The 19,362-nt window shown below is 72.9% G+C and carries 25 protein-coding genes and 1 pseudogene; 21 read left to right on the forward strand and 5 right to left on the reverse strand.

The window, feature by feature from the left end:
- The first annotated feature begins 28 nt into the window (after positions 1-28).
- Genes BLASA_RS04585 through BLASA_RS04595 form a run of 3 tightly spaced genes read left to right on the forward strand, consistent with a single transcriptional unit; the run spans position 29 to position 1,108 of the window.
- On the forward strand, positions 29-238 hold the full coding sequence (locus BLASA_RS04585) for a hypothetical protein (protein ID WP_014374855.1): 210 nt from the start codon (positions 29-31) through the stop codon (positions 236-238).
- Positions 231-644 carry a TadE/TadG family type IV pilus assembly protein gene (locus BLASA_RS04590; protein ID WP_014374856.1) on the forward strand — a complete coding sequence of 138 codons (414 nt, stop codon included), beginning with the start codon at positions 231-233 and terminating at the stop codon, positions 642-644. Before BLASA_RS04585 ends, BLASA_RS04590 begins: the two co-directional genes overlap by 8 nt.
- Positions 641-1,108 (forward strand): hypothetical protein, encoded by a 468-nt coding sequence (locus BLASA_RS04595; RefSeq protein WP_014374857.1) that lies wholly within the window; start codon positions 641-643, stop codon positions 1,106-1,108. The genes BLASA_RS04590 and BLASA_RS04595 overlap by 4 nt, the downstream gene beginning before the upstream one ends.
- Positions 1,109-1,241: 133 nt before the next feature.
- Here BLASA_RS04595 and BLASA_RS04600 read toward each other — a convergent pair whose 3' ends face one another.
- Positions 1,242-1,493 carry a hypothetical protein gene (locus tag BLASA_RS04600; protein WP_014374858.1) on the reverse strand — a complete coding sequence of 84 codons (252 nt, stop codon included), beginning with the start codon at positions 1,491-1,493 and terminating at the stop codon, positions 1,242-1,244.
- Between the two features lie 461 nt (positions 1,494-1,954).
- Between BLASA_RS04600 and BLASA_RS04605 the strand changes: the two genes are divergently transcribed.
- Positions 1,955-2,161 carry a hypothetical protein gene (locus BLASA_RS04605; RefSeq protein ID WP_014374859.1) on the forward strand — a complete coding sequence of 69 codons (207 nt, stop codon included), beginning with the start codon at positions 1,955-1,957 and terminating at the stop codon, positions 2,159-2,161.
- Between the two features lie 41 nt (positions 2,162-2,202).
- Here the strand turns inward: BLASA_RS04605 and codB are convergent, their stop codons facing one another.
- Positions 2,203-3,495, reverse strand: a complete 1,293-nt coding sequence (gene codB / locus BLASA_RS04610) for a cytosine permease (protein WP_014374860.1) — start codon at positions 3,493-3,495, stop codon at positions 2,203-2,205.
- The gene (locus BLASA_RS04615; protein WP_041775607.1) at positions 3,492-3,992 is read right to left on the reverse strand and encodes a nucleoside deaminase; all 501 of its coding nucleotides are present in this window, start codon (positions 3,990-3,992) and stop codon (positions 3,492-3,494) included. Before BLASA_RS04615 ends, codB begins: the two co-directional genes overlap by 4 nt.
- Positions 3,993-4,223: 231 nt before the next feature.
- Here BLASA_RS04615 and BLASA_RS04620 point away from each other — a divergent pair, with 231 nt between their 5' ends.
- From BLASA_RS04620 to BLASA_RS04635, 5 genes and pseudogenes are all read left to right on the forward strand, one after another.
- Positions 4,224-4,847, forward strand: coding sequence for a hypothetical protein (locus tag BLASA_RS04620; protein WP_014374863.1), 624 nt, complete (start codon positions 4,224-4,226; stop codon positions 4,845-4,847).
- Positions 4,848-4,988: 141 nt separating this feature from the next.
- Positions 4,989-5,645: pseudogene (locus tag BLASA_RS26495) on the forward strand (histidine kinase); the annotation flags it as partial.
- 149 nt (positions 5,646-5,794) lie between these two features.
- Entirely contained in the window at positions 5,795-5,974 is a 180-nt protein-coding gene (locus BLASA_RS24825; RefSeq protein ID WP_166486471.1) for a hypothetical protein, read from the forward strand.
- Positions 5,971-6,645, forward strand: a complete 675-nt coding sequence (locus BLASA_RS04630; protein WP_014374865.1) for a response regulator — start codon at positions 5,971-5,973, stop codon at positions 6,643-6,645. The genes BLASA_RS24825 and BLASA_RS04630 overlap by 4 nt, the downstream gene beginning before the upstream one ends.
- A 108-nt stretch (positions 6,646-6,753) precedes the next feature.
- A complete protein-coding gene (locus BLASA_RS04635; protein ID WP_014374866.1) occupies positions 6,754-7,788 on the forward strand; it encodes a lipase family alpha/beta hydrolase in 1,035 nt (344 codons plus the stop codon).
- Between the two features lie 61 nt (positions 7,789-7,849).
- On the opposite strand, the gene BLASA_RS04640 is transcribed toward BLASA_RS04635, so the two are convergent.
- A complete protein-coding gene (locus BLASA_RS04640) occupies positions 7,850-8,086 on the reverse strand; it encodes a hypothetical protein (protein ID WP_014374867.1) in 237 nt (78 codons plus the stop codon).
- Positions 8,087-8,157: 71 nt separating this feature from the next.
- On the opposite strand from BLASA_RS04640, the gene cutA reads away from it, so the two are divergent.
- Both cutA and BLASA_RS04650 read left to right on the forward strand, forming a co-directional pair.
- Entirely contained in the window at positions 8,158-8,484 is a 327-nt protein-coding gene (gene cutA / locus BLASA_RS04645) for a divalent-cation tolerance protein CutA (RefSeq protein WP_041775609.1), read from the forward strand.
- Between the two features lie 126 nt (positions 8,485-8,610).
- A complete protein-coding gene (locus BLASA_RS04650; RefSeq protein ID WP_014374868.1) occupies positions 8,611-10,422 on the forward strand; it encodes a putative bifunctional diguanylate cyclase/phosphodiesterase in 1,812 nt (603 codons plus the stop codon).
- A 6-nt stretch (positions 10,423-10,428) separates the two neighbouring features.
- Here the strand turns inward: BLASA_RS04650 and BLASA_RS04655 are convergent, their stop codons facing one another.
- On the reverse strand, positions 10,429-10,716 hold the full coding sequence (locus BLASA_RS04655; protein ID WP_041776123.1) for a DUF6343 family protein: 288 nt from the start codon (positions 10,714-10,716) through the stop codon (positions 10,429-10,431).
- Between the two features lie 46 nt (positions 10,717-10,762).
- Between BLASA_RS04655 and prfB the strand changes: the two genes are divergently transcribed.
- The 10 genes from prfB to BLASA_RS04705 all read left to right on the forward strand — a co-directional run bounded on the left by prfB (position 10,763) and on the right by BLASA_RS04705 (position 18,902).
- Positions 10,763-11,875: a peptide chain release factor 2 gene (gene prfB, locus BLASA_RS04660; RefSeq protein WP_014374870.1), complete on the forward strand. Its 1,113-nt coding sequence runs from the start codon at positions 10,763-10,765 to the stop codon at positions 11,873-11,875.
- 94 nt (positions 11,876-11,969) lie between these two features.
- A complete protein-coding gene (gene ftsE / locus BLASA_RS04665; RefSeq protein ID WP_014374871.1) occupies positions 11,970-12,659 on the forward strand; it encodes a cell division ATP-binding protein FtsE in 690 nt (229 codons plus the stop codon).
- A gap of 66 nt (positions 12,660-12,725) precedes the next feature.
- Complete coding sequence (ftsX, locus tag BLASA_RS04670) at positions 12,726-13,610, forward strand: permease-like cell division protein FtsX (protein WP_014374872.1); 885 nt, start codon at positions 12,726-12,728, stop codon at positions 13,608-13,610.
- 150 nt (positions 13,611-13,760) lie between these two features.
- Positions 13,761-14,237 carry an SsrA-binding protein SmpB gene (smpB, locus tag BLASA_RS04675; RefSeq protein ID WP_014374873.1) on the forward strand — a complete coding sequence of 159 codons (477 nt, stop codon included), beginning with the start codon at positions 13,761-13,763 and terminating at the stop codon, positions 14,235-14,237.
- Positions 14,234-15,157 carry an NADP-dependent oxidoreductase gene (locus BLASA_RS04680; protein WP_014374874.1) on the forward strand — a complete coding sequence of 308 codons (924 nt, stop codon included), beginning with the start codon at positions 14,234-14,236 and terminating at the stop codon, positions 15,155-15,157. The genes smpB and BLASA_RS04680 overlap by 4 nt, the downstream gene beginning before the upstream one ends.
- Positions 15,154-16,047, forward strand: coding sequence for an amidohydrolase family protein (locus BLASA_RS04685; RefSeq protein ID WP_014374875.1), 894 nt, complete (start codon positions 15,154-15,156; stop codon positions 16,045-16,047). Before BLASA_RS04680 ends, BLASA_RS04685 begins: the two co-directional genes overlap by 4 nt.
- Complete coding sequence (locus tag BLASA_RS04690) at positions 16,044-16,424, forward strand: VOC family protein (RefSeq protein ID WP_014374876.1); 381 nt, start codon at positions 16,044-16,046, stop codon at positions 16,422-16,424. The genes BLASA_RS04685 and BLASA_RS04690 overlap by 4 nt, the downstream gene beginning before the upstream one ends.
- 44 nt (positions 16,425-16,468) lie before the next feature.
- Positions 16,469-17,467 (forward strand): GNAT family N-acetyltransferase, encoded by a 999-nt coding sequence (locus BLASA_RS04695; protein ID WP_014374877.1) that lies wholly within the window; start codon positions 16,469-16,471, stop codon positions 17,465-17,467.
- Between the two features lie 9 nt (positions 17,468-17,476).
- Positions 17,477-18,355, forward strand: coding sequence for an SCO6745 family protein (locus BLASA_RS04700; protein WP_014374878.1), 879 nt, complete (start codon positions 17,477-17,479; stop codon positions 18,353-18,355).
- Between the two features lie 7 nt (positions 18,356-18,362).
- Positions 18,363-18,902, forward strand: a complete 540-nt coding sequence (locus BLASA_RS04705; protein WP_014374879.1) for a carboxymuconolactone decarboxylase family protein — start codon at positions 18,363-18,365, stop codon at positions 18,900-18,902.
- The last annotated feature ends 460 nt before the right edge of the window (positions 18,903-19,362 follow it).

Genomic DNA, 19,362 nt, shown 5'->3' on the forward strand with positions numbered 1-19,362 from the left:
GGCGAGCGGAAGTAGGAAGGACCACTCCATGCGCGCATTCGCGTACCTGTTCGCTGCCCTGTCCGCCCTGTCGGACCGCATGGCCGGCGAGGACCCCGAGCGGGGCGACGTCCCCGGCTGGGTGATGGTGACGGTGATGACGGCGGCCCTCGTGCTGGCGATCCTGGCCGTGTTCCAGGAGGCCATCGTCACGGCGGTGACCAACGCGCTGAACTCCGTCACCGGCGCCGGTGGCTGAGCGGTCCCTCGACGTGCCGGACGACGGCGAGCGGGGCAGCGCCGTCGTCGACTTCGTGCTGGTGTCGATCCTGATCGTGACGCTGCTGCTGGCGGTGCTGCAGGTCGCGGTCTACGTGCATGTGCGGAACGTGGTCACCGCCAGCGCGCAGGAGGGGGCGCGGTATGCGGCGAACGCCGACGTCGCCTCGTCCGCCGGTGCCGGCCGCACGGTGGAGATCGTGGCGCGGGCGACGTCGGTGCAGACGGCGCAGGGGCTGGCCTGCACGTCCGCGGAGGAGGCGGATCCCAGCGGTGCGAACCTGGTGGTGGTCCGCTGCTCGGGCTCGGTGCCCTCGCTGCTCGCGGTGCTGGGCAACCTGCTGCCGCTGGAGGCCACCGGGCGGGCGATGAAGGAGGCGGCGTGACCTGGCTGCGCCGCCGGCTGGGCATGGTGTCCGGCGAGCGCGGGTCGGCGCTGGTGGAGTTCGTGTTCATCGCGCTGGTGGTGTTCGTGCCGCTGGTCTACATCGTGGCCGGGTTCTCCGCGGTGCAGCGCGGGGTGTTCGCCTCGCAGGCCGCGGCCCGCGAGGCCGGCCGGGCGATGGGTACCGCACCGGACCCGGTGACCGGGCACGAACGGGCGCTTCGGGCGGCGGAGCTCGCGGTGGAGGACCAGTCGGTCGACCTCACCGACATGCGGCTGGCGTACGCGTCCGCCGGCGCCGGCTGTGACGCGGCCGGCGGCTACTCGCCGACGCTGGCGCCGGGGGAGGAATTCTCCGTCTGCGTCACCGTCACGGTGCGGATCCCGATGCTGCCGGAGTTCATCGACTCGAACACCGCCACCGGCCAGTTCGTGGTGGAGCGGAACCGCTACGTCGACGGCTGAGAACCCACCACCCCGTCACCGATCCCCCCGGGTAGGGAGCGCGCCGGGTTGCCCCGGGGGCCGCACACCGGTCCGCCGGTGGGCTGCTACGAGGTCCGTCTCGTGCCGGCCGGTAATCGCCGGCGGCGCGGACCTAGCCGACGTTCTCGCACTCCCGGTCCTGTTCCGGCATGACCACTCTCTCCGGGAACGCCCGTGGCCCTGCGGTGGCCGAGGTGGCGGCGGTCGCGCCGAACTCGGCCCCGAGCTTCGTCGCCAGGAAGCTCACGAACTGGCCGAACTCTCGGCATCCGCCCGAGTCCGGTGCGGCGATCGCGCTGGTGGCTGGGGCGACGGTCAGTGAGCCGGCCGCCGCGGCGATGATGAAGGCACGCTTGATCGGCACGGGGTCCCCCTACTAGCGGTCTGTGTGCGGATCCCTCCGATCGTGGCCGGGACCACGCGCGTCGTCGAGGGACGTTGGCCCCTGACTGTGGACTGTTCGGATCGACTCGGGCCAGGCGATCCCGTGGGTTCCAGTGTCAGCAGTTCCGCAGAAGGCCGGGTGGGCTACCGCGATGCGGCTGCCTCGTCCCGCCGGGTCGCCGGACCCCCGATCGGCAACGGCGCCCGGGCGGGTGGACCGGTTCCGGGGTGCGGTGCTGGGGCGGCGCCCTCCGGAGCTCCACGGATGCGCTCGACACCGCCACCGGTCGTCGGGGGCCACTCAGGTACTTCCGGCCCGCCGACCGTGCCCCCTTGGGCCCTCCTGCAGGGATCTCCGCCGCCACGAGCATGGATCCGGGTCCACCGGGGACCCGGTCCGGGCGCCGGCCGGCGCCCGTAGACCCCGCGGAAGGAGTGGCCATGAGCATCGCAGCCGAGCAGCGCCCGGGAACGGTCCAGCAGCCGGCCGTCCAGTACCGGCCGGCGGCCGAGAAGCCCACGGAAAAGGGCGCCGAGGAGCGGGGCTGGCTGCTCGCCCTCGGTGTATTCCTCGCGGCGGCGCTGGTCTTCGGGGCGATGGTGGTGCTCACGGCACTCGCCGGCGGGGACGCCTACAACCTGCCGTGAGCCGCCGCCGGCACTGACCCGGGTCGTGGCCCGGCGGTTCCTCAGGCCGAGACGGACTCCTCCACCGGGCGTCGTCCGCGCTGCACGGCCAGCACGCCGGCCACGGCGACGACGACGCCGACCACCGGCGGGATGAACCAGTTCGCCTCGCTGCTCCACCAGGCGGCGAGCGCGGCCACCACGTAGACGGCGAGGTTGCGCCACTCGACGTCCGGGAGCGCCACGGCCTCCGGCATCCCGCGCCGCCACCGCGCGAGGAAGTCGCCGATCACCACGCCGCCCAGCGGCGGGATGAGGATGCCCAGCCACACCAGGTACTGGATGAGGTTCTCGTAGATGCCGGTGATGGCCAGCAGCGTCCCGAGGATCACGCCGCCGATCACGAACGGCTTCTTCGACCGCGAGTTCGCGATCTCCGCGCCGGCGACGCCGAAGTTGTAGGCGGTGTTGTCGTTCGTCGTCCAGAGGTTGGCGATGAGGAAGACCAGCCCCCAGCCGACCAGCCCGAGCTGGTAGAGCACCAGGACGAAGTCGCCCTCGCCGAAGGACAGGGCGCCGATGGCGCCGAAGCCGAGCATCAGCAGCTCACCGATCAGGAAGGCGACCAGGCAGGCCCAGAAGCCGCTGAGGGGGGTGCGGGCGAACCGGGTCCAGTTGGGTGCCTGGGTGCCGCCGGAGGCGAACGTGCCGACGACGATGGTGACCGCGGTGGCCAGCGGCATCGTGGTGGCCGGCTCGATGTCGGCGAGCCCGCCCCAGCCGCCGACCTCGTCCAGCGATCGCCAGGTGACCCAGCCGGCCAGCACCAGCATCAGCGGCACCGAGACCACCGACAGCGCGTACATGCCCTTGTAGCCGTAGTACGCGGTGACACCCATCAGGGCACCGCCGACGATCATGAGCGCGATCTCGGTGGCCCGGCCCTCCCACTCCAGGGCGCTGGCGGTGAGCCCGGCCAGCGTGGCGACGGTGACGCCGTACCAGCCGACCTGCGTACCGCCGAGCAGCAGCGAGGCGAGCTTGGCGCCGCGGCGGCCCAGGGCGTAGCGGCACATCATCACGGTGGTCAGGCCGGTGCGCGCCCCGATGCCGCCGATGACGGCGACGTAGACGCCCAGCACGGCGCTGCCCAGCAGCAGCACCCAGATTAGCGACGTGACGTCGAAGGCGGCGCCGATCTGGGCGCCGGCCAGCATGGTGGGGGTGAAGAAGGTGAAGCCGAGCAGCACGATCGCCAGCGAGAACAGCGACCGGCGGGCGTGCTGGGGAACCGGGTCGATCGGGTAGTCCGGGTCGACGGCGGCGGGGGCGTCCTCGGGACGGACGGTGCTCATCGGGTCTCCTGACCGGCCGGGGCGGGAGCGTCGTCGTCCTCGCCTATGTCCTCGTTCCACAGCGCCGGTCTCGCGGCGATGAAGTCGGTCATCAGCTGCACGCACCCCGGGTCGTCGAGCACCAGCACCTCGACGCCGTGCTCGGCCAGCCACTCGTGCCCGCCGGAGAAGGTGGTCGCCTCACCGACGACGAGCCGGGTGATGCCGAACTGGCGTACCAGGCCGCTGCAGTACCAGCAGGGCGAGAGGGTGGTGACCATCGTGGTGCCCCGGTAGGAGGGCTGCCGGCCGGCGTTGCGGAAGGCGTCGGTCTCACCGTGCACGGACGGGTCGTCGTCCTGCACCCGGCGGTTGTGGCCCCGGCCCAGGACGGTGCCGTCGCGGCCGATGAGCGCGGCCCCGATCGGGATGCCTCCCTCGGCGAGCCCGGCCCGGGCCTCTTCCACCGCCACGGCCAGCCAGCTGCGTGCGGTCGTTTCGTCCAGCGGGGCTGTCATCGTCTCTCCAGGTCCGGGGCCGGTGTCTGCGCCGACCTTGGCCTTCACGCTGCCGCCTGTCCATCTCCGCGTGGTCACGGCCGTGTTACGGGTCGCAGTCCTCGCCCACCGGGGGTCCCGGGACGGCGCGGATCGGCCGCGCGGCGGAGGCGGGGATCGGCGGCTCGGCCGATGTGCCCGGACGGGCGGGCGCGGAACCGTTCAGGCCCGTCCCCGGCCCCGGAGGTTCCCGTGCTCGACAGCCCGATCACCGCGCCCATCCCCGCCGGCGAGGGCGCTGCGCCCGGTCGTGCGGCCCGCACCGCCCGACGCTGGTCCCTGGTCGCGGCCCCGGTGCTCGCGGGCCTGCTCGCGGTCGCCGGCGCGGCCGCCGACCCGGCGGTGGACCTCGACGGCCGGCAGCTCTACCGGCTGTATGCGGACAACCCCGAGGCCCTGCAGTTCAAGTCGCTGAGCTATCACTTCTCCTACGCGTTCTGGGGCGTGGCGGCGTTGCTGCTGGCCTGGTCGGTCCGGGGCCGCGGCGCCTGGCCGGCCCACGGCGCGGTGCTGCTGGCCTCCCTGGGGGCCACCTCGCTGCCCGGCTTCCTGCTCGCCGACTTCTACGACTCCGGCATCGGCCAGGCCTTCGGCGTCGAGGGCAACGTGGCGGTCGAGGAGGCGATGAGCGGCATGTGGGCGCTGCAGGTCATGCGGATCAGCGGCGTCGCCGACTTCCTGCTCTGCCTGCCGGTCGCCGCGCTGGCCGCCTGGCGTGGCGGGCTGGTGCCCTGGTGGGCACCGGTCGGGGTGGTCGCCGGCATCGGGGGCGGGTTCGTCGTCGTGGGCGCCAACGTCTCCGGTGCGCTGACATGACGGTGGGCTTCACGGTGCTGTCGGTGGCGCTCGCCCGCAGCCGGGGGCTCCGCGGGGCGCCGGGCTCCGTGGGCACCGCGGCCGGCTCCTGACGACGGCGGACCGCCCGTGCGCCCGCCGCCGGGACTACGTTCCGTGACCATGGTCCGGGGACTGGCCGGGCGGCCGGCCATCGTCGATGCGCTGGTGGCCGGTGCGCTCGTCGCACTGGGCCTGGTGGAGGCGGCGACGACGCCGCTGGACCGGCCGGCCTGGCTGCACGCCCTGCTGACCGTCGTGGTGATGGGGGCGGTGGCCTGGCGGCGGCGGTTCCCGCTGGCGGTGCTGGCCTTCGTCGTGGCCGGGGTGATGGTGATCGACGCCGACGGCCAGTTCGCCGTCTTCGCGGCCCTGGTCATCGTCTCCTTCACCGCCGGGACGGAGCTCGACCCGCCGCGCGCCTGGGTGGGGCTCGCCCTGGCCGTCGTCCCGTTCTGCATCGCCTTCGCGGTCACCGGCGGCGAGGTCAGCGACTTCGTCGCGGTGACCGTGCTCTACGGCGGCAGCTGGGTCGTGGGCCAGGCGGTGCGCGACCGGACGCGCCGGTCGCTCGAGGCGGCCGAGCGCGCCGACCGGGCCGAGCGCACCCGGAAGGAGGACGCCGCGCGGGCCGTCGCCGCGGAACGAGCCCGCATCGCCCGTGAACTGCACGACGGCGTCGCCCACTCGCTCAGCGTGATCGCCGTCCAGACCCAGGCCGTCCGCCGCCGGCTCGACCCCGCGCTGGGCCGGGAGATCGACGAGCTGCGCGCCGTCGAGGTGACGGCCCGGCAGGCCATGGCGGAGATGCGCCGGTTGTTCGGCGTCCTCCGCGCCGACGGCGAGCGGCCGGCGCTGGCGCCCCAGCCGGGGCTGGACCAGCTCGACCGGCTCGTCACCGACACCCGCGCCGGGACGCGGAACTGGACGTGGAAGTCGTGGACACCGGCGGTACCGGGGCCGGCCTCTCGGACGGCGGCGGTCTGGGGCTGGTCGGGATGCGGGAGCGGGTGGCGCTCTACGGCGGGGTGCTGGAGGTGGGGCTCCAGCCCGGCGGTGGCTTCGCCGTCCGGGCCCGCCTGCCGTTCCGGGAAGGTGCCGCGGCATGACCGTGCGGGTGGTGGTCGCCGACGACCAGCCGATGGTGCGGGCCGGGTTGCGTTCGCTGCTCGAAAGGGAGGACGGCGTCGCCGTCGTGGGAGACGCCCGGGACGGCGAGGATGCGCTCACCTGCATCCGCCGCCTGGAGCCGGACGTGGTGCTCATGGACATCCGCATGCCGGTGCTGGACGGGCTGGCGGCCACCCGCCGGCTGGTGGCCGACGGAGCCCGGACACGGGTGCTGGTGCTGACCACCTTCGACCTGGACGAGTACGTGTTCGACGCCCTGCGCGCCGGCGCGAGCGGCTTCCTGCTCAAGGACGCCACCGCCGAGGAACTGCTCTCCGCGGTCCGGACGATCGCCGCAGGCGAGGCGGTCCTCGCGCCGTCGGTCACCCGCCGCGTGATCGAGGCGTTCGGGACGGCCCCCAGGGCCGATCCCCGGCTGGCCGACCGGCTGGCCGTGCTGAGTCCGCGCGAGGTCGAGGTGCTGCGGCTCCTCGGCCGCGGCCGGGCGAACGCGGAGATCGCCCGCGACCTCGTCGTCAGCGACGCCACGGCGAAGACGCACGTGAGCAACGTCCTCACCAAGCTCGGGCTGCGCGACCGCGTCCAGGCGGTGATCTTCGCCTGCGAGAGCGGCCTGCTCCGCACCGGCGAGGCAGCCGCCCCCGGCTGACCGGCCGCGTCCCGCTCGCCGCTGGATCGATGTGCGCAACCTGCCCGACTCTGGTTCGTTGAGCGACAGGAGCGGGCGACACGGCGCGCTCCTGAGCCAGGAGGTCCCGTGCGCATCCGTCGATCCCGGCTGCTGGCGGCAGCAGCGGCGCTGTCCGTCTCGATCGGTGGTGGCGTCGCCACCGCGGCTCCGTCCACCGAGTCGCCGACCGGTGAGTTTGCACCGCTGGACCAGCACGGGCCGCGGCTGAGCGTCGACAAGGACCAACTCGACGCGTCCCTGGAGTGCAACGGTTCGCTGCGCGAGCTCACCCGCGACCCGGTCCTGCTCGTGCCGGGCACGACCCTCACGCCGGAGGTCAACTTCGGGTGGAACTACATGCGGGCGTTCGACCAGCTGGGCCTGCGGTGGTGCGCGGTCACCCTGCCCTCCGACGCGACCGGTGACATCCAGGTCGCGGGGGAGTACGTGGTCCATGCGCTGCGCACCATGAGCAAGGAGTCGCGGCGGGACGTCGACGTCGTCGGGTACAGCCAGGGCGGCATGGTGCCCCGCTGGGCGCTCCGGTACTGGCCGGACACCCGCGAGCTGGTCGACGACGTGATCGGGCTCAGCCCGTCCAACCACGGCACGGTCGTCGCCGACGTGGCCTGTCAGGAGAGCTGCACACCCGCCAACCACCAGCAGGCCTCGCTGTCGCGGTTCATGCAGGCGCTGAACAGCGGGGCGGAGTCCTTTCCCGGCATCGACTACACCGTCGCGTACACGGCTACCGACGAAATCGTCGTCCCCAACACGCCGCCGAACGCGAGCTCCGCGCTGCGCACCGGGCAGGGCCGGATCGCGAACATCGCGCTGCAGGAAATCTGCCCGACCAACACCGCCGACCACTTCGCCATCGGCAGCTACGACCCCGTGGGCTACGCCATCGTCGTCGACGCGCTCGCGTACGACGGGCCCGCCGAGCGGAGCCGGATCCCGCTCACCGTCTGCGCGCAGCTGCACCAGCCGGGCGTGGATCCCGCCACCTTCGCGCAGGACTACACCGCGATGGTGACCTACGCAGGGAGCAGCGAGGGCGACGCGGCGGACACCCCGCAGGAGCCGCCGCTCGCCCCGTACGTCTTCCCGCGACAGCCCTGAGGCGCTGCCACGGCCGAGCCGGGCAGCCGTCCGATCGGACGGCCGCCCGGCTCGCGGACCGTCAGCCGCCGCGCTCGACCTCCGCCTGGACGACGCCGCGCACCGCCCGCAGCAGCGCTTCGTCGGAGGCGTCCCCGCGGCCGAGTGCCTCGCGCGCCGGGTCGGGCAGCAGGTCGCCGTCGACCGTCTCCAGCCAGGCCACGTCGCCATCCACCCGCCGGCCCACCTGCATGCCCTTCCCGTCCGGGCGGACCACGTACTCCTCGCTGTTCAGCTGGATCGTCATCTCGTCGCTCATGCCCGCCCCCTACCCGCAGGACGGCCGGTTCCACGCAAGAGATCGGTGATCGGTCGGGGGAGGATCGACCCATGGACGAGGAGTTCTGCGAGGTCGTCGTGACCGCCGCCGACGGGGACTGGCTGGCCGGGTTCACCCGCACGCTGGTCGAGGAGCGGCTGGTCGCCTGCGGCCACCAGGTGACGCCGATCCGGTCGGTCTACCGGTGGGACGGCGCGGTCCACGACGAGGCCGAGGCGCGGGTGGCCCTGCACACCCGCCGCTCGCTGGTCCCGGCAGTCGTGGCTCGCACCGAGGAGCTCCACCCGTACGAGGTGCCCTGCGTCATCGCGCTTCCGCTGGTCGGCGGCAACCCCGACTACCTGGCCTGGATCGCGGCGGAGACCAGGGCCGGCTGACCCCGGGGTGGCGCGGACTCATCCTGTGCGGGGAGTCTGGGCACCACCACACTGCGCCTCCCGTCACCCATGCCGATGGAGGGCGAGAGGCGTCAGCGGGAGACGTCCAGGGCCGGCGGGGGAGATGTGCACGGAAGACAGGGACGGGCCGAGCTGCCGTTCGACGGGCAGGACGGTGCAGCGGCCCGCGGCCGGGACGCCGAACTGGTCGCCGCCGTCGTCGACGCGCTGCCCTCGCCCACCGTGGTGCTCGATCCGCAGGGCGTGATCGTGCTGGTCAACTCCGCCTGGGTGACCGACGGTCGCAAGCACGGGCAGGCCATCCGGCCGGGCGCCGACTACTTCGCCGAGGCGGTGAGCCTGGCCGACGACCCGGACGGCCGCACGCTCGTCGCCGAGCTGCGCGAGCTGATCGCCGGCGAGCGCTCGGAGATGTCGATCGACCGCTCGATGCCCAGTCCGTCCGGGACCGGGCGCCTCTGGTTCCACCTGCAGGGCACGCGGGTGGGGAGCGCCGGGCACGTCGTGGTGACGCACACCGACGTCACGGCGCGGGTGCTCGCCGAGCGGGCCTCCTCCTGGCAGGCGCGTCACGACCACCTCACCGAGCTGCCCAACCGGGCGCACCTGCACGAGCTGATCAACCGCGAGCTGCACCGTCCGGACCACCCCGCCGTGTCGGTGCTGTTCCTGGACGTGGACGGCTTCAAGGACGTCAACGATTCCCTCGGACACGAGGTCGGTGACGAGCTGCTGCGCCAGATATCGGCCCGCCTGCTCGGGGCCACCCGGGCTCAGGACACCGTCGGCCGGCTGGGCGGCGACGAGTTCGTCGTCCTCTGTCGGGACTGCGACACCGACGGGGCGACGGCGTTGGCGGAGCGCTGCCAGGCCGCCTTCGCGGAGCCGTTCGAGCTCGGCGGCCGCAGCCTCACCCTCGGTGCGAGCATCGGCATCGCCGGCCGGGAGCGGCGCAGGGTCCGGTCGACCGAGCTGGTGCGCGACGCCGACCTGGCGATGTACGCCGCCAAGGCCGCCGGGCGCGGCCGGGTGCGGGTGTTCAGCCCCGACCTGCGGGTCGCGGCCGAGACGAGGATGCAACTGGCCGCCGAGCTGCGCGACGCCATCGCCGGCGAGCAGCTGGTCCTGCACTACCAACCGATCGTGCACCTGTCGACCGGGGCCTGCACCGGGGTCGAGGCGCTGGTTCGCTGGCAGCACCCCGCGCGCGGGCTGCTGCCGCCGTCGGACTTCGTGCCGCTGGCCGCCCAGCACGACCTCATGGCACAGCTGACCTGCTGGGTGCTGCGCACCGCCACCGGCCAGGCCGCCGCCTGGGACGCCGCTGGGCTGTCACTGGTGATGAACGTGAACATCAGCGCCGAGCACTTCTCGGCCGGCACGCTCACCGACGACGTCGCGGCCGCGCTGGAGGCCTCCGGGCTGCCGCCCGAGCGCCTCGTCGTGGAGCTCACCGAGACCAGCGTGGCAGAGGACCCGACCAGCGCGGCGGCGCAGCTGGCCCGCCTGCGGGTGACCGGCGTCGAGGTGTCCATCGACGACTTCGGCTCCGGCTTCTCCTCGATCAGCCAGCTGGTCGCGCTGCCGGCCGGTCTCCTGAAGATCGACCGGAGCCTGGTCACCTGCGCCGCAGGCCGGGCCGGCCAGGCAGCCGCGGCCATCGAGGCCGTCGTCGGACTGGCCGACGCCTTCGGCATGCGCAGCCTCGCGGAAGGGGTCGAGACGGCAGAGCAGCTGGCGGTGGCCACGGCGCTGGGTTGTACCTTCGCCCAGGGCTTCCACATCGCCCGCCCCATGCCGGCCGAGGACATCCCGGCGTGGATGGCGGCGCGCACCCGGGGAGCGGCCCCCCTGCCCCTGCTCACCGATGCGGCGTCGCTGTCCCGCGGCCTCGGCTCCGCGGTGGGGAGCGGCTGACCGGGTTCAGCCGGGTTCGCCGCGGGCCTTGCGCCGGAGGATGACGGCGATGTCGACCAGGGCGATCGCGCCCAGGACGAACAGGACGACGGCCGGCCAGGCGGGCACGTCGGCGGCCAGCCAGAGGAATCCGCCGCCCACGCAGACGACGAGACCGAACGCAGCCAGCACCAGCCGCAGGGTGAGTGCCGACCGGGCGGGGGGCGCGCCGCCCACCCCGGCCGTCGGGTCGTGGTGGTCGGGGAGGCCGCGTGCGTAGTCCTCCCGGGAACGGGGTCGTCGCGGTTCGCTCATGCCACGCATGTCTACCCCTTCCCACGGCGCACTACCCTGGCTAGACGTGGCCGCTGACTTCTCCGTCGTCCTGGACGAGCTCGACACGACCCTGACGTCGATCGAGGCCGTCCTCGACGTCGACCGGATGCGTCGGGAGGTGGCCGAGCTCGAGCTGCAGACGGGCGCCCCGGATCTGTGGGACGACGTCGAGGCCGCCCAGGCGCTGACCTCCAAGCTCTCCTACATGCAGGGCGACCTGCGCCGGGTCGAGGAGCTCCGCGGCCGGCTCGAGGACGTCGGGCTGCTGCACGAGATGGCCGCGGAGGAGAACGACGAGGCGACGACCGCCGAGGCCGAGCGAGAGCTGGAGAACCTGCAGAAGGTGATCGCCGAGCTCGAGGTGCGCACCCTGCTCTCCGGCGAGTACGACTCGCGGGAAGCGCTCGTCACCATCCGCTCCGAGGCCGGGGGCGTGGACGCCGCCGACTTCGCCGAGATGCTCATGCGCATGTACCTGCGCTGGGCCGAGCGGCACAAGTACCCGACCGAGGTCTACGACGTCAGCTACGCGGAGGAGGCCGGCATCAAGTCGGCCACGTTCACGGTCAAGGTGCCCTACGCCTACGGCACCCTGTCGGTCGAGCAGGGCACCCACCGGCTGGTCCGCATCTCGCCGTTCGACAACCAGGGCCGCCGGCAGACCTCCTTCGCCGGCGTCGAGGTGCTGCCGGTCGTCGAGCAGACCGACCACGTCGAGATCCCCGAGAACGAGATCCGGGTGGACGTCTTCCGCTCCTCCGGTCCCGGTGGGCAGAGCGTCAACACCACCGACTCCGCCGTCCGGATGACGCACATCCCGACCGGCATCGTGGTGTCCTGCCAGAACGAGAAGAGCCAGATCCAGAACCGGGCGGCCGCGCTGCGGGTGCTGCAGGCCCGGCTGCTCGTCGTCCGGCAGCAGGAGCAGAAGGCCGAGATGGATGCGCTCAAGGGCGAGGGCAGCAGCTGGGGCAACCAGATGCGCTCCTACGTCCTGCACCCGTACCAGATGGTGAAGGACCTGCGCACCGAGCACGAGACCGGCAACACGGCCGCGGTGCTCGACGGCGAGATCGACTCCTTCGTCGAGGCCGGTATCCGGTGGCGCCGTCAGCAGGAGGCCGTGCCCTCCTCCTGAGGCAGGTCCGTCCGCACGGACCGCGAGAACGAGTCCGGAGCGTTCCGTGGCGAACGGGCCTGACGCAGAGCCGGGACTAGTACCGTGGCGCCTCGTGATCGAATTGCAACACGTCACCAAGCTCTATCCGGCAAGTGGCCGGCCGGCCCTCGACGACGTGTCCACGGAGATCGACAAGGGCGAGTTCGTCTTCCTCATCGGCTCCTCCGGTTCGGGCAAGTCGACGTTCCTGCGGCTGCTGCTGAAGGAGGACGACCCGACGTCGGGCACGGTCAGCGTGAACGGCAAGACGCTCAACAGCATGAGCAAGTGGCAGGTGCCCAAGCTCCGCCGCACCATGGGCTGCGTCTTCCAGGACTTCCGCCTGCTGCGCAACCGCACGGTCGCCCAGAACGTCGCCTTCGCCCTCGAGGTCATCAACAAGCCGCACCGGACGATCAAGCGGGTCGTGCCGGAGGTGCTGGAGATGGTCGGGCTGGAGGGCAAGGCCAATCGGCTGCCCGGTGAGCTCTCCGGTGGTGAGCAGCAGCGCGTCGCGATCGCCCGCGCGTTCGTGAACCGGCCACTGGTGCTCCTGGCCGACGAGCCGACCGGAAACCTGGACCCGGAGACGAGCGAGGGCATCATGCTGCTGCTCGAGCGGATCAACCGGACCGGGACCACGGTGATCATGGCGACGCACGACTACCACATCGTCGACTCCATGCGCCGCCGGGTCATCGAGCTCAACGGGGGAGTCCTCACCCGCGACCAGTCGCGCGGCGTCTACGGCGTGGGCCGCTAGCAGCGGCCGCCGCCGCCGCACCGACACCGCCGATCGCGTCCGCACGCACTCCACGACAGGGAATCCATGCGCGTCAACTTCGTGCTCTCCGAGGTGGCCACCGGGCTTCGTCGCAACCTGACCATGACGGTCGCGATGATCCTGACGACGGCCATCTCGCTCGGCCTCATGGGCACCGGCCTGCTGATCGCCGGGATGATCTCCGACATGAAGGAGATCTACTACGACAAGGTGCAGGTCTCCATCTTCCTGGCCGACGGCGTCACCGACGAGCAGCGGCAGGCGATCCAGTCGGAGCTGGAGGCCTCACCCGAGGTCGCCGGCTTCATCTACGAGTCGCGCGAGGAGGCCTACGAGCGCTTCCGGCAGCAGTTCAGCCAGCAGCCCGAGCTGGTGGAGAACACGCCGCCGGACGCCCTGCCCGAGAGCTTCCGCGTCGAGCTGGTGAACCCGGAGCGGTACGAGGTCATCGCGGCCGAGTTCCCCAACGGGGAGAACGGCGTCGACCAGGTGCGCGACGAGGGGCAGTTCCTCGACCGGCTGTTCAGCCTGCTCAACGGCGCCCGGAACGCCACGATCGCCGTCGCCGTCGTGCAGGCGCTCGCCGCCCTGCTGCTGATCTCCAACACCATCCAGCTGGCGGCGTTCAACCGGCGCAACGAGACGAACATCATGCGGCTGGTCGGTGCCTCCCGCTGGTACACCCAGCTGCCGTTCATCCTCGAGGCGGCGATCGCCGGTCTCATCGGTGGCCTGCTGGCCGCCGGCGGCCTGATCCTCACCAAGGTGCTGTTCATCGAGCGCACCCTGGCGGGGCCGATCAAGGCCGGGATCATCCCGCCGGTCGAGTGGGACGCGATCATCTGGAACAGCGTGATCGTCTCCGGCGTCGGCGTCGCCCTGGCCGGCATCGCTGCCTACGTGACCCTGCGGTTGTACGTACGGCTCTGACACTGCCGTCCTCCGGACGACACCGCGGTCAGGTGCCGTCCCCCAGCGGCGTGGAGCCCTTCCCGGCCCTCGTCGGGGAGGCCTCCGGCCGCCACTCCTCGAACCGCCTCGCGGGGCGGCCTGGGTGAGGATGTGGCATAACCTCTTCCCATGCCGCGGGAACAGGGGCGGAAGTTCATCGCCCAGAACAAGAAGGCGCGGCACGACTACTCGATCCTCGACACCTACGAGGTGGGTCTCGTGCTCACCGGCACCGAGGTGAAGAGCCTGCGTGCCGGCCGGGCCTCCCTCGTGGACGGCTTCGCCTCCATCGACGACGGCGAGGTGTGGCTGCAGCATGTGCACATCCCCGAGTACACGCAGGGCACCTGGACCAACCACGCCCCGCGCCGCAAGCGGAAGGTGCTCATGCACCGCAGCGAGATCGACAAGCTGCTGGGCAAGACCAAGGAGGGCGGGCTCACCCTCGTCCCGCTCGACCTGTACTTCAAGGACGGCAAGGTCAAGGCCACCCTCGCGCTGGCGAAGGGCAAGAAGTCCTACGACAAGCGGCACGACCTCGCCGAGCGCGACTCGCGCCGGGAGATCCAAAAGGCCTTCGGCCGCTACGTGAAGGGACGCCGGTGAGAGGCATCGCCTACGACCGGTTCGGCGGCGTCGACGTGCTCCAGTTGCGCGACGACCTGCCCGACCCCCCGGTCGGCCCGGACACCGTGCTCGTCCGCACGCGCGCGGCGGGCGTCAACCCGGTGGACATCGGCATCCGCGAGGGGGCCCTGGCCGGGTTCTTCCCGCACCACTTCCCGATCGTCCCGGGCTGGGACCTCGCCGGGGTCGTCGAGGCCGTCGGCCCCGCCGTCGTCGACTTCGCCCCGGGCGACGAGGTGTTCGGCTACCTGCGGCGCGACGACGTGCAGTGGGGGACGGCGGCCGAGCTGGTGCCCGCCCCGCAGCGGTGCGTCGCGCACAAGCCCGGTTCGCTGTCGTTCGCCGAGGCCGGCGCGGTGCCGCTGGCCGGGCTCACCGCTTACCAGGCGCTCACCGAGGCGCTCGCCGTGGGGGAGGGCGACCGCGTGCTGGTGCACCGGGCGGCGGGTGGCGTCGGGTTCTTCGCCGTGCAGATCGCCGTCGCGCTCGGTGCGCAGGTCATCGGCACCGCCAGCCCGCGCAACCACGGCTTCCTGACCGACGCCGGGTGCGCCGAGGTGCTGGACTACAACGCCGGCCCGATCAGCGGACAGCTGTCGGAGAAGGTGGACGCCGTCCTCGACCTCAACGGTGGGAACTCGCTGGCCGACGCCCCGGCGCAGGTACGCGACGTCTCGCGCATCGCCAGCGTGGTCGACCCGTCGGTCAACGGCATGGGCGGTCGGTACGTCTTCGTGCGGCCCGAGCGGCACGACCTGGAGGAGCTGGCCCGCATGGCTGACGCCGGTCAGCTGCGGGTGGCGATCGCCAAGGCGTTCCCGCTGGCGCAGACGGCCCAGGCGCACGAACTGGTGGCCGGCGGGCACGTCCGCGGCAAGGTCGTCGTCACGGTCCCGTGAGCGTGCAACCGCCGGCCGACGACGCCGACGTCCCGCGGTACTGGCGGGAGCTGGGCCTGCCCGGGCTGGTCGACGTGCACGTGCACTTCCTGCCCGAGCGCGTGCAGGCGAAGGTCTGGCAGTACTTCGAGGCAGCGGGGACCCACTACGGCTCGGACTGGCCGGTCACCTACCGGCTGCCGGAGGAGGAGCGGCTCGCCGTCCTCGACCGGCTCGGCGTCCGCGCGTTCCCGACGCTGCCGTACCCGCACAAGGCCGGGATGGCGGCCTGGCTGAACGAGTGGTCGCACGCGTTCGCGGCCGGCCGCCCGCAGGTGCTGCGCTCGGCCACGTTCTTCCCCGAGCCGGGGGCGGCCGACTACGTCGCCCAGGCACTGGACGGCGGCACGCGGGTGTTCAAGGTGCACGTTCAGGTGGGCGCGTTCGATCCGCGCGACCGCCTGCTCGACGACGTCTGGGCGCACCTGGAGGAGACGGGCACCCCGGTCGTCATCCACTGCGGCTCCGGTCCCCTGGCCGGTGAGCACACCGGGCCGGAGCCGATGGAAGGTCTGCTCGAGCGCTACCCGCGGCTGCAGCTGGTGATCGCCCACCTCGGCATGCCGGAGTACCGGGAGTTCCTGGACCTCGCCGAGCGCTACGAGCGGGTGCACCTGGACACCACGATGTTCGCCACCGACTTCACCGAGCGGCTGATGCCCTTCGACCCGGCCGACCGGCCGCGGCTGGCGGCACTGCAGGAGAAGGTGGTCCTGGGCAGCGACTTCCCGTCGATCCCGTACCCCTACGCCCACCAGTTGCAGGCGCTGCACCGGCTCGACCTCGGCGAGGACTGGCTGCGCGCCGTCCTGTGGCACAACGGGGCCCGGCTGTTCACCATCGAGGTGTGATACCCGGCATCCGCCTCGCCGCGCCCGTCCTCGGCACCCCCGACCCACGCGGGCTGGCCCGCTTCTACCAGCGGTTGCTGGGCTGGCCGATCGGGGACGACGAGACCGCGTGGGCCACCCTGCGGCCGGAGGACGGCGGTCCCGGCCTCTCCTTCCAGCGGGAGGAGGGCCACGTGCCCCCGGTGTGGCCGCCGGAGCCGGGCACCCAGCAGATGCAGATGCACCTCGACTTCCAGGTCGAGGACCTGGCCGCGGCGTCGGCGGTGGCAGAGGCAGCCGGCGCGCGCTTGCTCAACGCCTACACCGACCCGCACGAGGACGTGCGGACCTACGCCGACCCGGCCGGTCACCCTTTCTGCCTGTTCGCCCGTACCTGAAATCGGATGGCCGGGCAGCGGGCGTTTCTCTAGCCTCGGCGCCCGTGGCCGATCTCCTCGCGCTGCCCGAGGGTCTCACCGGGCGCCCGCTCACCGCCGACGACGTCGCTGCCGTCGCCGCCCTGCTCGCTGCCGCCGAGCAGGTCGACGACACCGGCGAGTACCCGGACGCCGATGACGTCGCCGACGAGTGGACCGGGTGGGGCGTCGACCCGGCCCGAGACGGGGTCGCCGTCCTCGACGCCGGCGGCACCCTGGCCGGGTACGCCATCGTCTTCGCCAGCGCCACGTTCCGCGACGTCTTCCGGATCAACCTCGACGGCCGGGTGCACCCGGATCACCGCGGTCACGGCATCGGCGCCGCGCTGCTGGACTGGGAGCTGGCCCGCGGCGCGGAGGTGCACGCCGAACGGCACCCCGAGGCCCCGGCCCGTCTGGTGGCGCGCGTGCTCGGCACCCAGCCGCAGCTCGAGCGGCTGGTCGAGCGCCGGGGGCTGGCGGCCGAGCGCTGGTACCGCGTGATGGAGCGGCAGCTCACCGACCTGCCCGCACTGGATCCGGTCCCGGGTGTGGAGCTGGTGCCGTTCACGTCGGACCGCGACGAGGAGGTCCGGCACGCGCACAACGCGTCGTTCACCGCGCACCACGGGTCGAGCGAGCGCGACGCGGCGTCGTGGCAGGCGCTGTTCACCGGGCAGCGCTCGTTCCGGCCGGACCTGTCGGTGCTGGCCGTGGCCGACGGCGCCGTCCTCGGCTACGTCCTCGCCTACGTCTACGAGTCCGACACGCGGGCGCGCGGTTACCGCGAGGTGGTGCTCGGCCAGATCGGCGTCCTGCCGGTGGCCCGGGGCCGTGGGATCGCGGCGGCGACCATCTTCGAGGCGCTGCGGAAGGCCGCCGCGGACGGGTGCCGCACCTCGGCTCTCGACGTCGACAGCGACAACGTCACCGGGGCGCTGCGGCTCTACGAGCGCCTCGGGTTCGGCGCGGTGCGCACGAGCGTCGCGTGGTCGGTGGCGCGGTCGCCCATGACGAGTCGCTAGGGTCCGGCCATGGTCAGCGTCGATCAGCCCGCGCCCGCGTTCGATCCCGCCCTCGTCGGCCGCGCCCACCGCGCGATCGACCCGCTGCACTCGCAGCTGTACTTCGCGCCGGAGCAGGACGAGTACCTCAGCGCGCTGGGGCTGCGTCCTGGTCGGATGGCGTACTTCGCCGGCCGCGCCGCCCCGATGGGCGCCGTCGGTGCGGGGGTGGTGACCGCGACCTTCTACAACTTCGCGCCCTCGCTGGTCGCGCACATGATCCCGCGGGCCTGGACGCTGGCCACGCCGGAGCAGGTGCTCGCCGCCCGCCTCGCCGCCGCCCGCGCGTCCCTCACCCGGCTGCTGGGCGAGGAGGCGGCCGCCTCCTCCGAGGTCGCGGAGCTGGCCGGGCTGCTGCGGGAGGCCTGCGCCGGTCTCAGCGCGGAGGGCCGCCCGATCTACGCCGGTCACGCCGATCTGGCGTGGCCGGAGGAGCCGCTGCTGGCCGTGTGGCACGGCGCGTCGCTGCTGCGCGAGCACCGGGGCGACGGGCACGTCGCCGTCCTGGTGCACGCCGGGCTCACCGGTATCGAGGCGCTGGTCACCCACTGCGCCACCGGCCGCGGCTTCACCGTGGCCGCGGCCAAGGCGACCCGCGGCTGGAAGGACGAGCAGTGGGAGGCAGCGTGTGCCGCGCTGGCCGACCGCGGGCTGCTCGACGACGCCGGGCTGACCGAGGAGGGCGCCGAACTGCGCGCGCGGATCGAGATGCAGACCGACGCGCTGGCCGCCGACCCGTGGCTGTCCCTGGGCGCGGAGAAGACGGCGCGGGTCGTCGAGCTGGGCAAGGGGCTGTCCCGCGCCATCACCGCGAACGGCGCGTTCGGCCAGGGCATCTTCGGTCGCTGACCTCGCGATGACCGACAACGGCACCCCGCGCCTGCCGCTGGCCGCCGAGGACGGCGCCGTCGCCGACCTCATGCGCGCTCGGCGCGGCGGGCGGCTCAGCGCACTCGACCGGCTGCTGCTGCACAGCCCGCCCGTGGCCGAGGGGTGGAACGCGCTCCTCGGCGCGCTGCGCTCCTCGACGCTGCCCGGCGACCTCCGGGAGCTGGTCATCCTCCGGGTGGCGGTCCTGAACGACGCCGACTTCGAGTGGGCGGCCCACGAGCCGATCGGCCGGCGGGCCGGTCTCACCGACGTCCAGCTCGAGCTGCTGCGCCGGACGGACCCGGCCGGGGACGCCTGGTCCGCGATGCAGTCCGCCGTCCTCGTGTTCGCCGATGCCTCCACCCGCACGGTGGCTGTTCCCGATGCCGTGTTCGCCGCGCTGCGCGAGCACCTCGACGACCGCCAGGTCGTCGAGCTCGTGGCCACCGTCGCGGGCTACGCCATGGTGTCGCGGTTCCTCGTCGCACTGGAGGTCCCGCCCCCTGCCGGCGAGGTCGCCGGCTAGGTGTACTGACCACGGAGGTTGGTGACGGGCGCCGACGGAACGATGTGCGCAAACGGGCAGTTCTCAATCCTGAAACTGCCCGTCCGCGCACACTGTTCGGCTGCCGGAAGGGGCCGCTCAGGGACACCCCAGGGCCGCTGCCCGCGCCGCATCGGCAGGGGGAACGTTGGCGGCCGGGGTATTAGGTCCCCGCTCGGCCTCACCCCTGTGGGCGACGACACCCCTGGGGCAGGGCGAGCAGCGTGCGACCATGGACGACGGCCGTGGCGCGAGGTGGCGGCCGGACCGGGAGGAGGACGCGGTGCGCAGCGAGCCTCCGAGTACCGATCCCGAGGTCCTCACCGCCTGACGAAGGTTCCCCTGCCCCCCGCCGCTCACATCTCGCGGCGGGACCTCCAGGGGCCGAGACCCGGCTCGGGCGTGCGAGGACCGCTCCGGTGTCCACCGCCGTCCCCTCGCC

It is taken from the genome of Blastococcus saxobsidens DD2, assembly GCF_000284015.1.
GTDB classification, from domain to species: domain Bacteria; phylum Actinomycetota; class Actinomycetes; order Mycobacteriales; family Geodermatophilaceae; genus Blastococcus; species Blastococcus saxobsidens_A.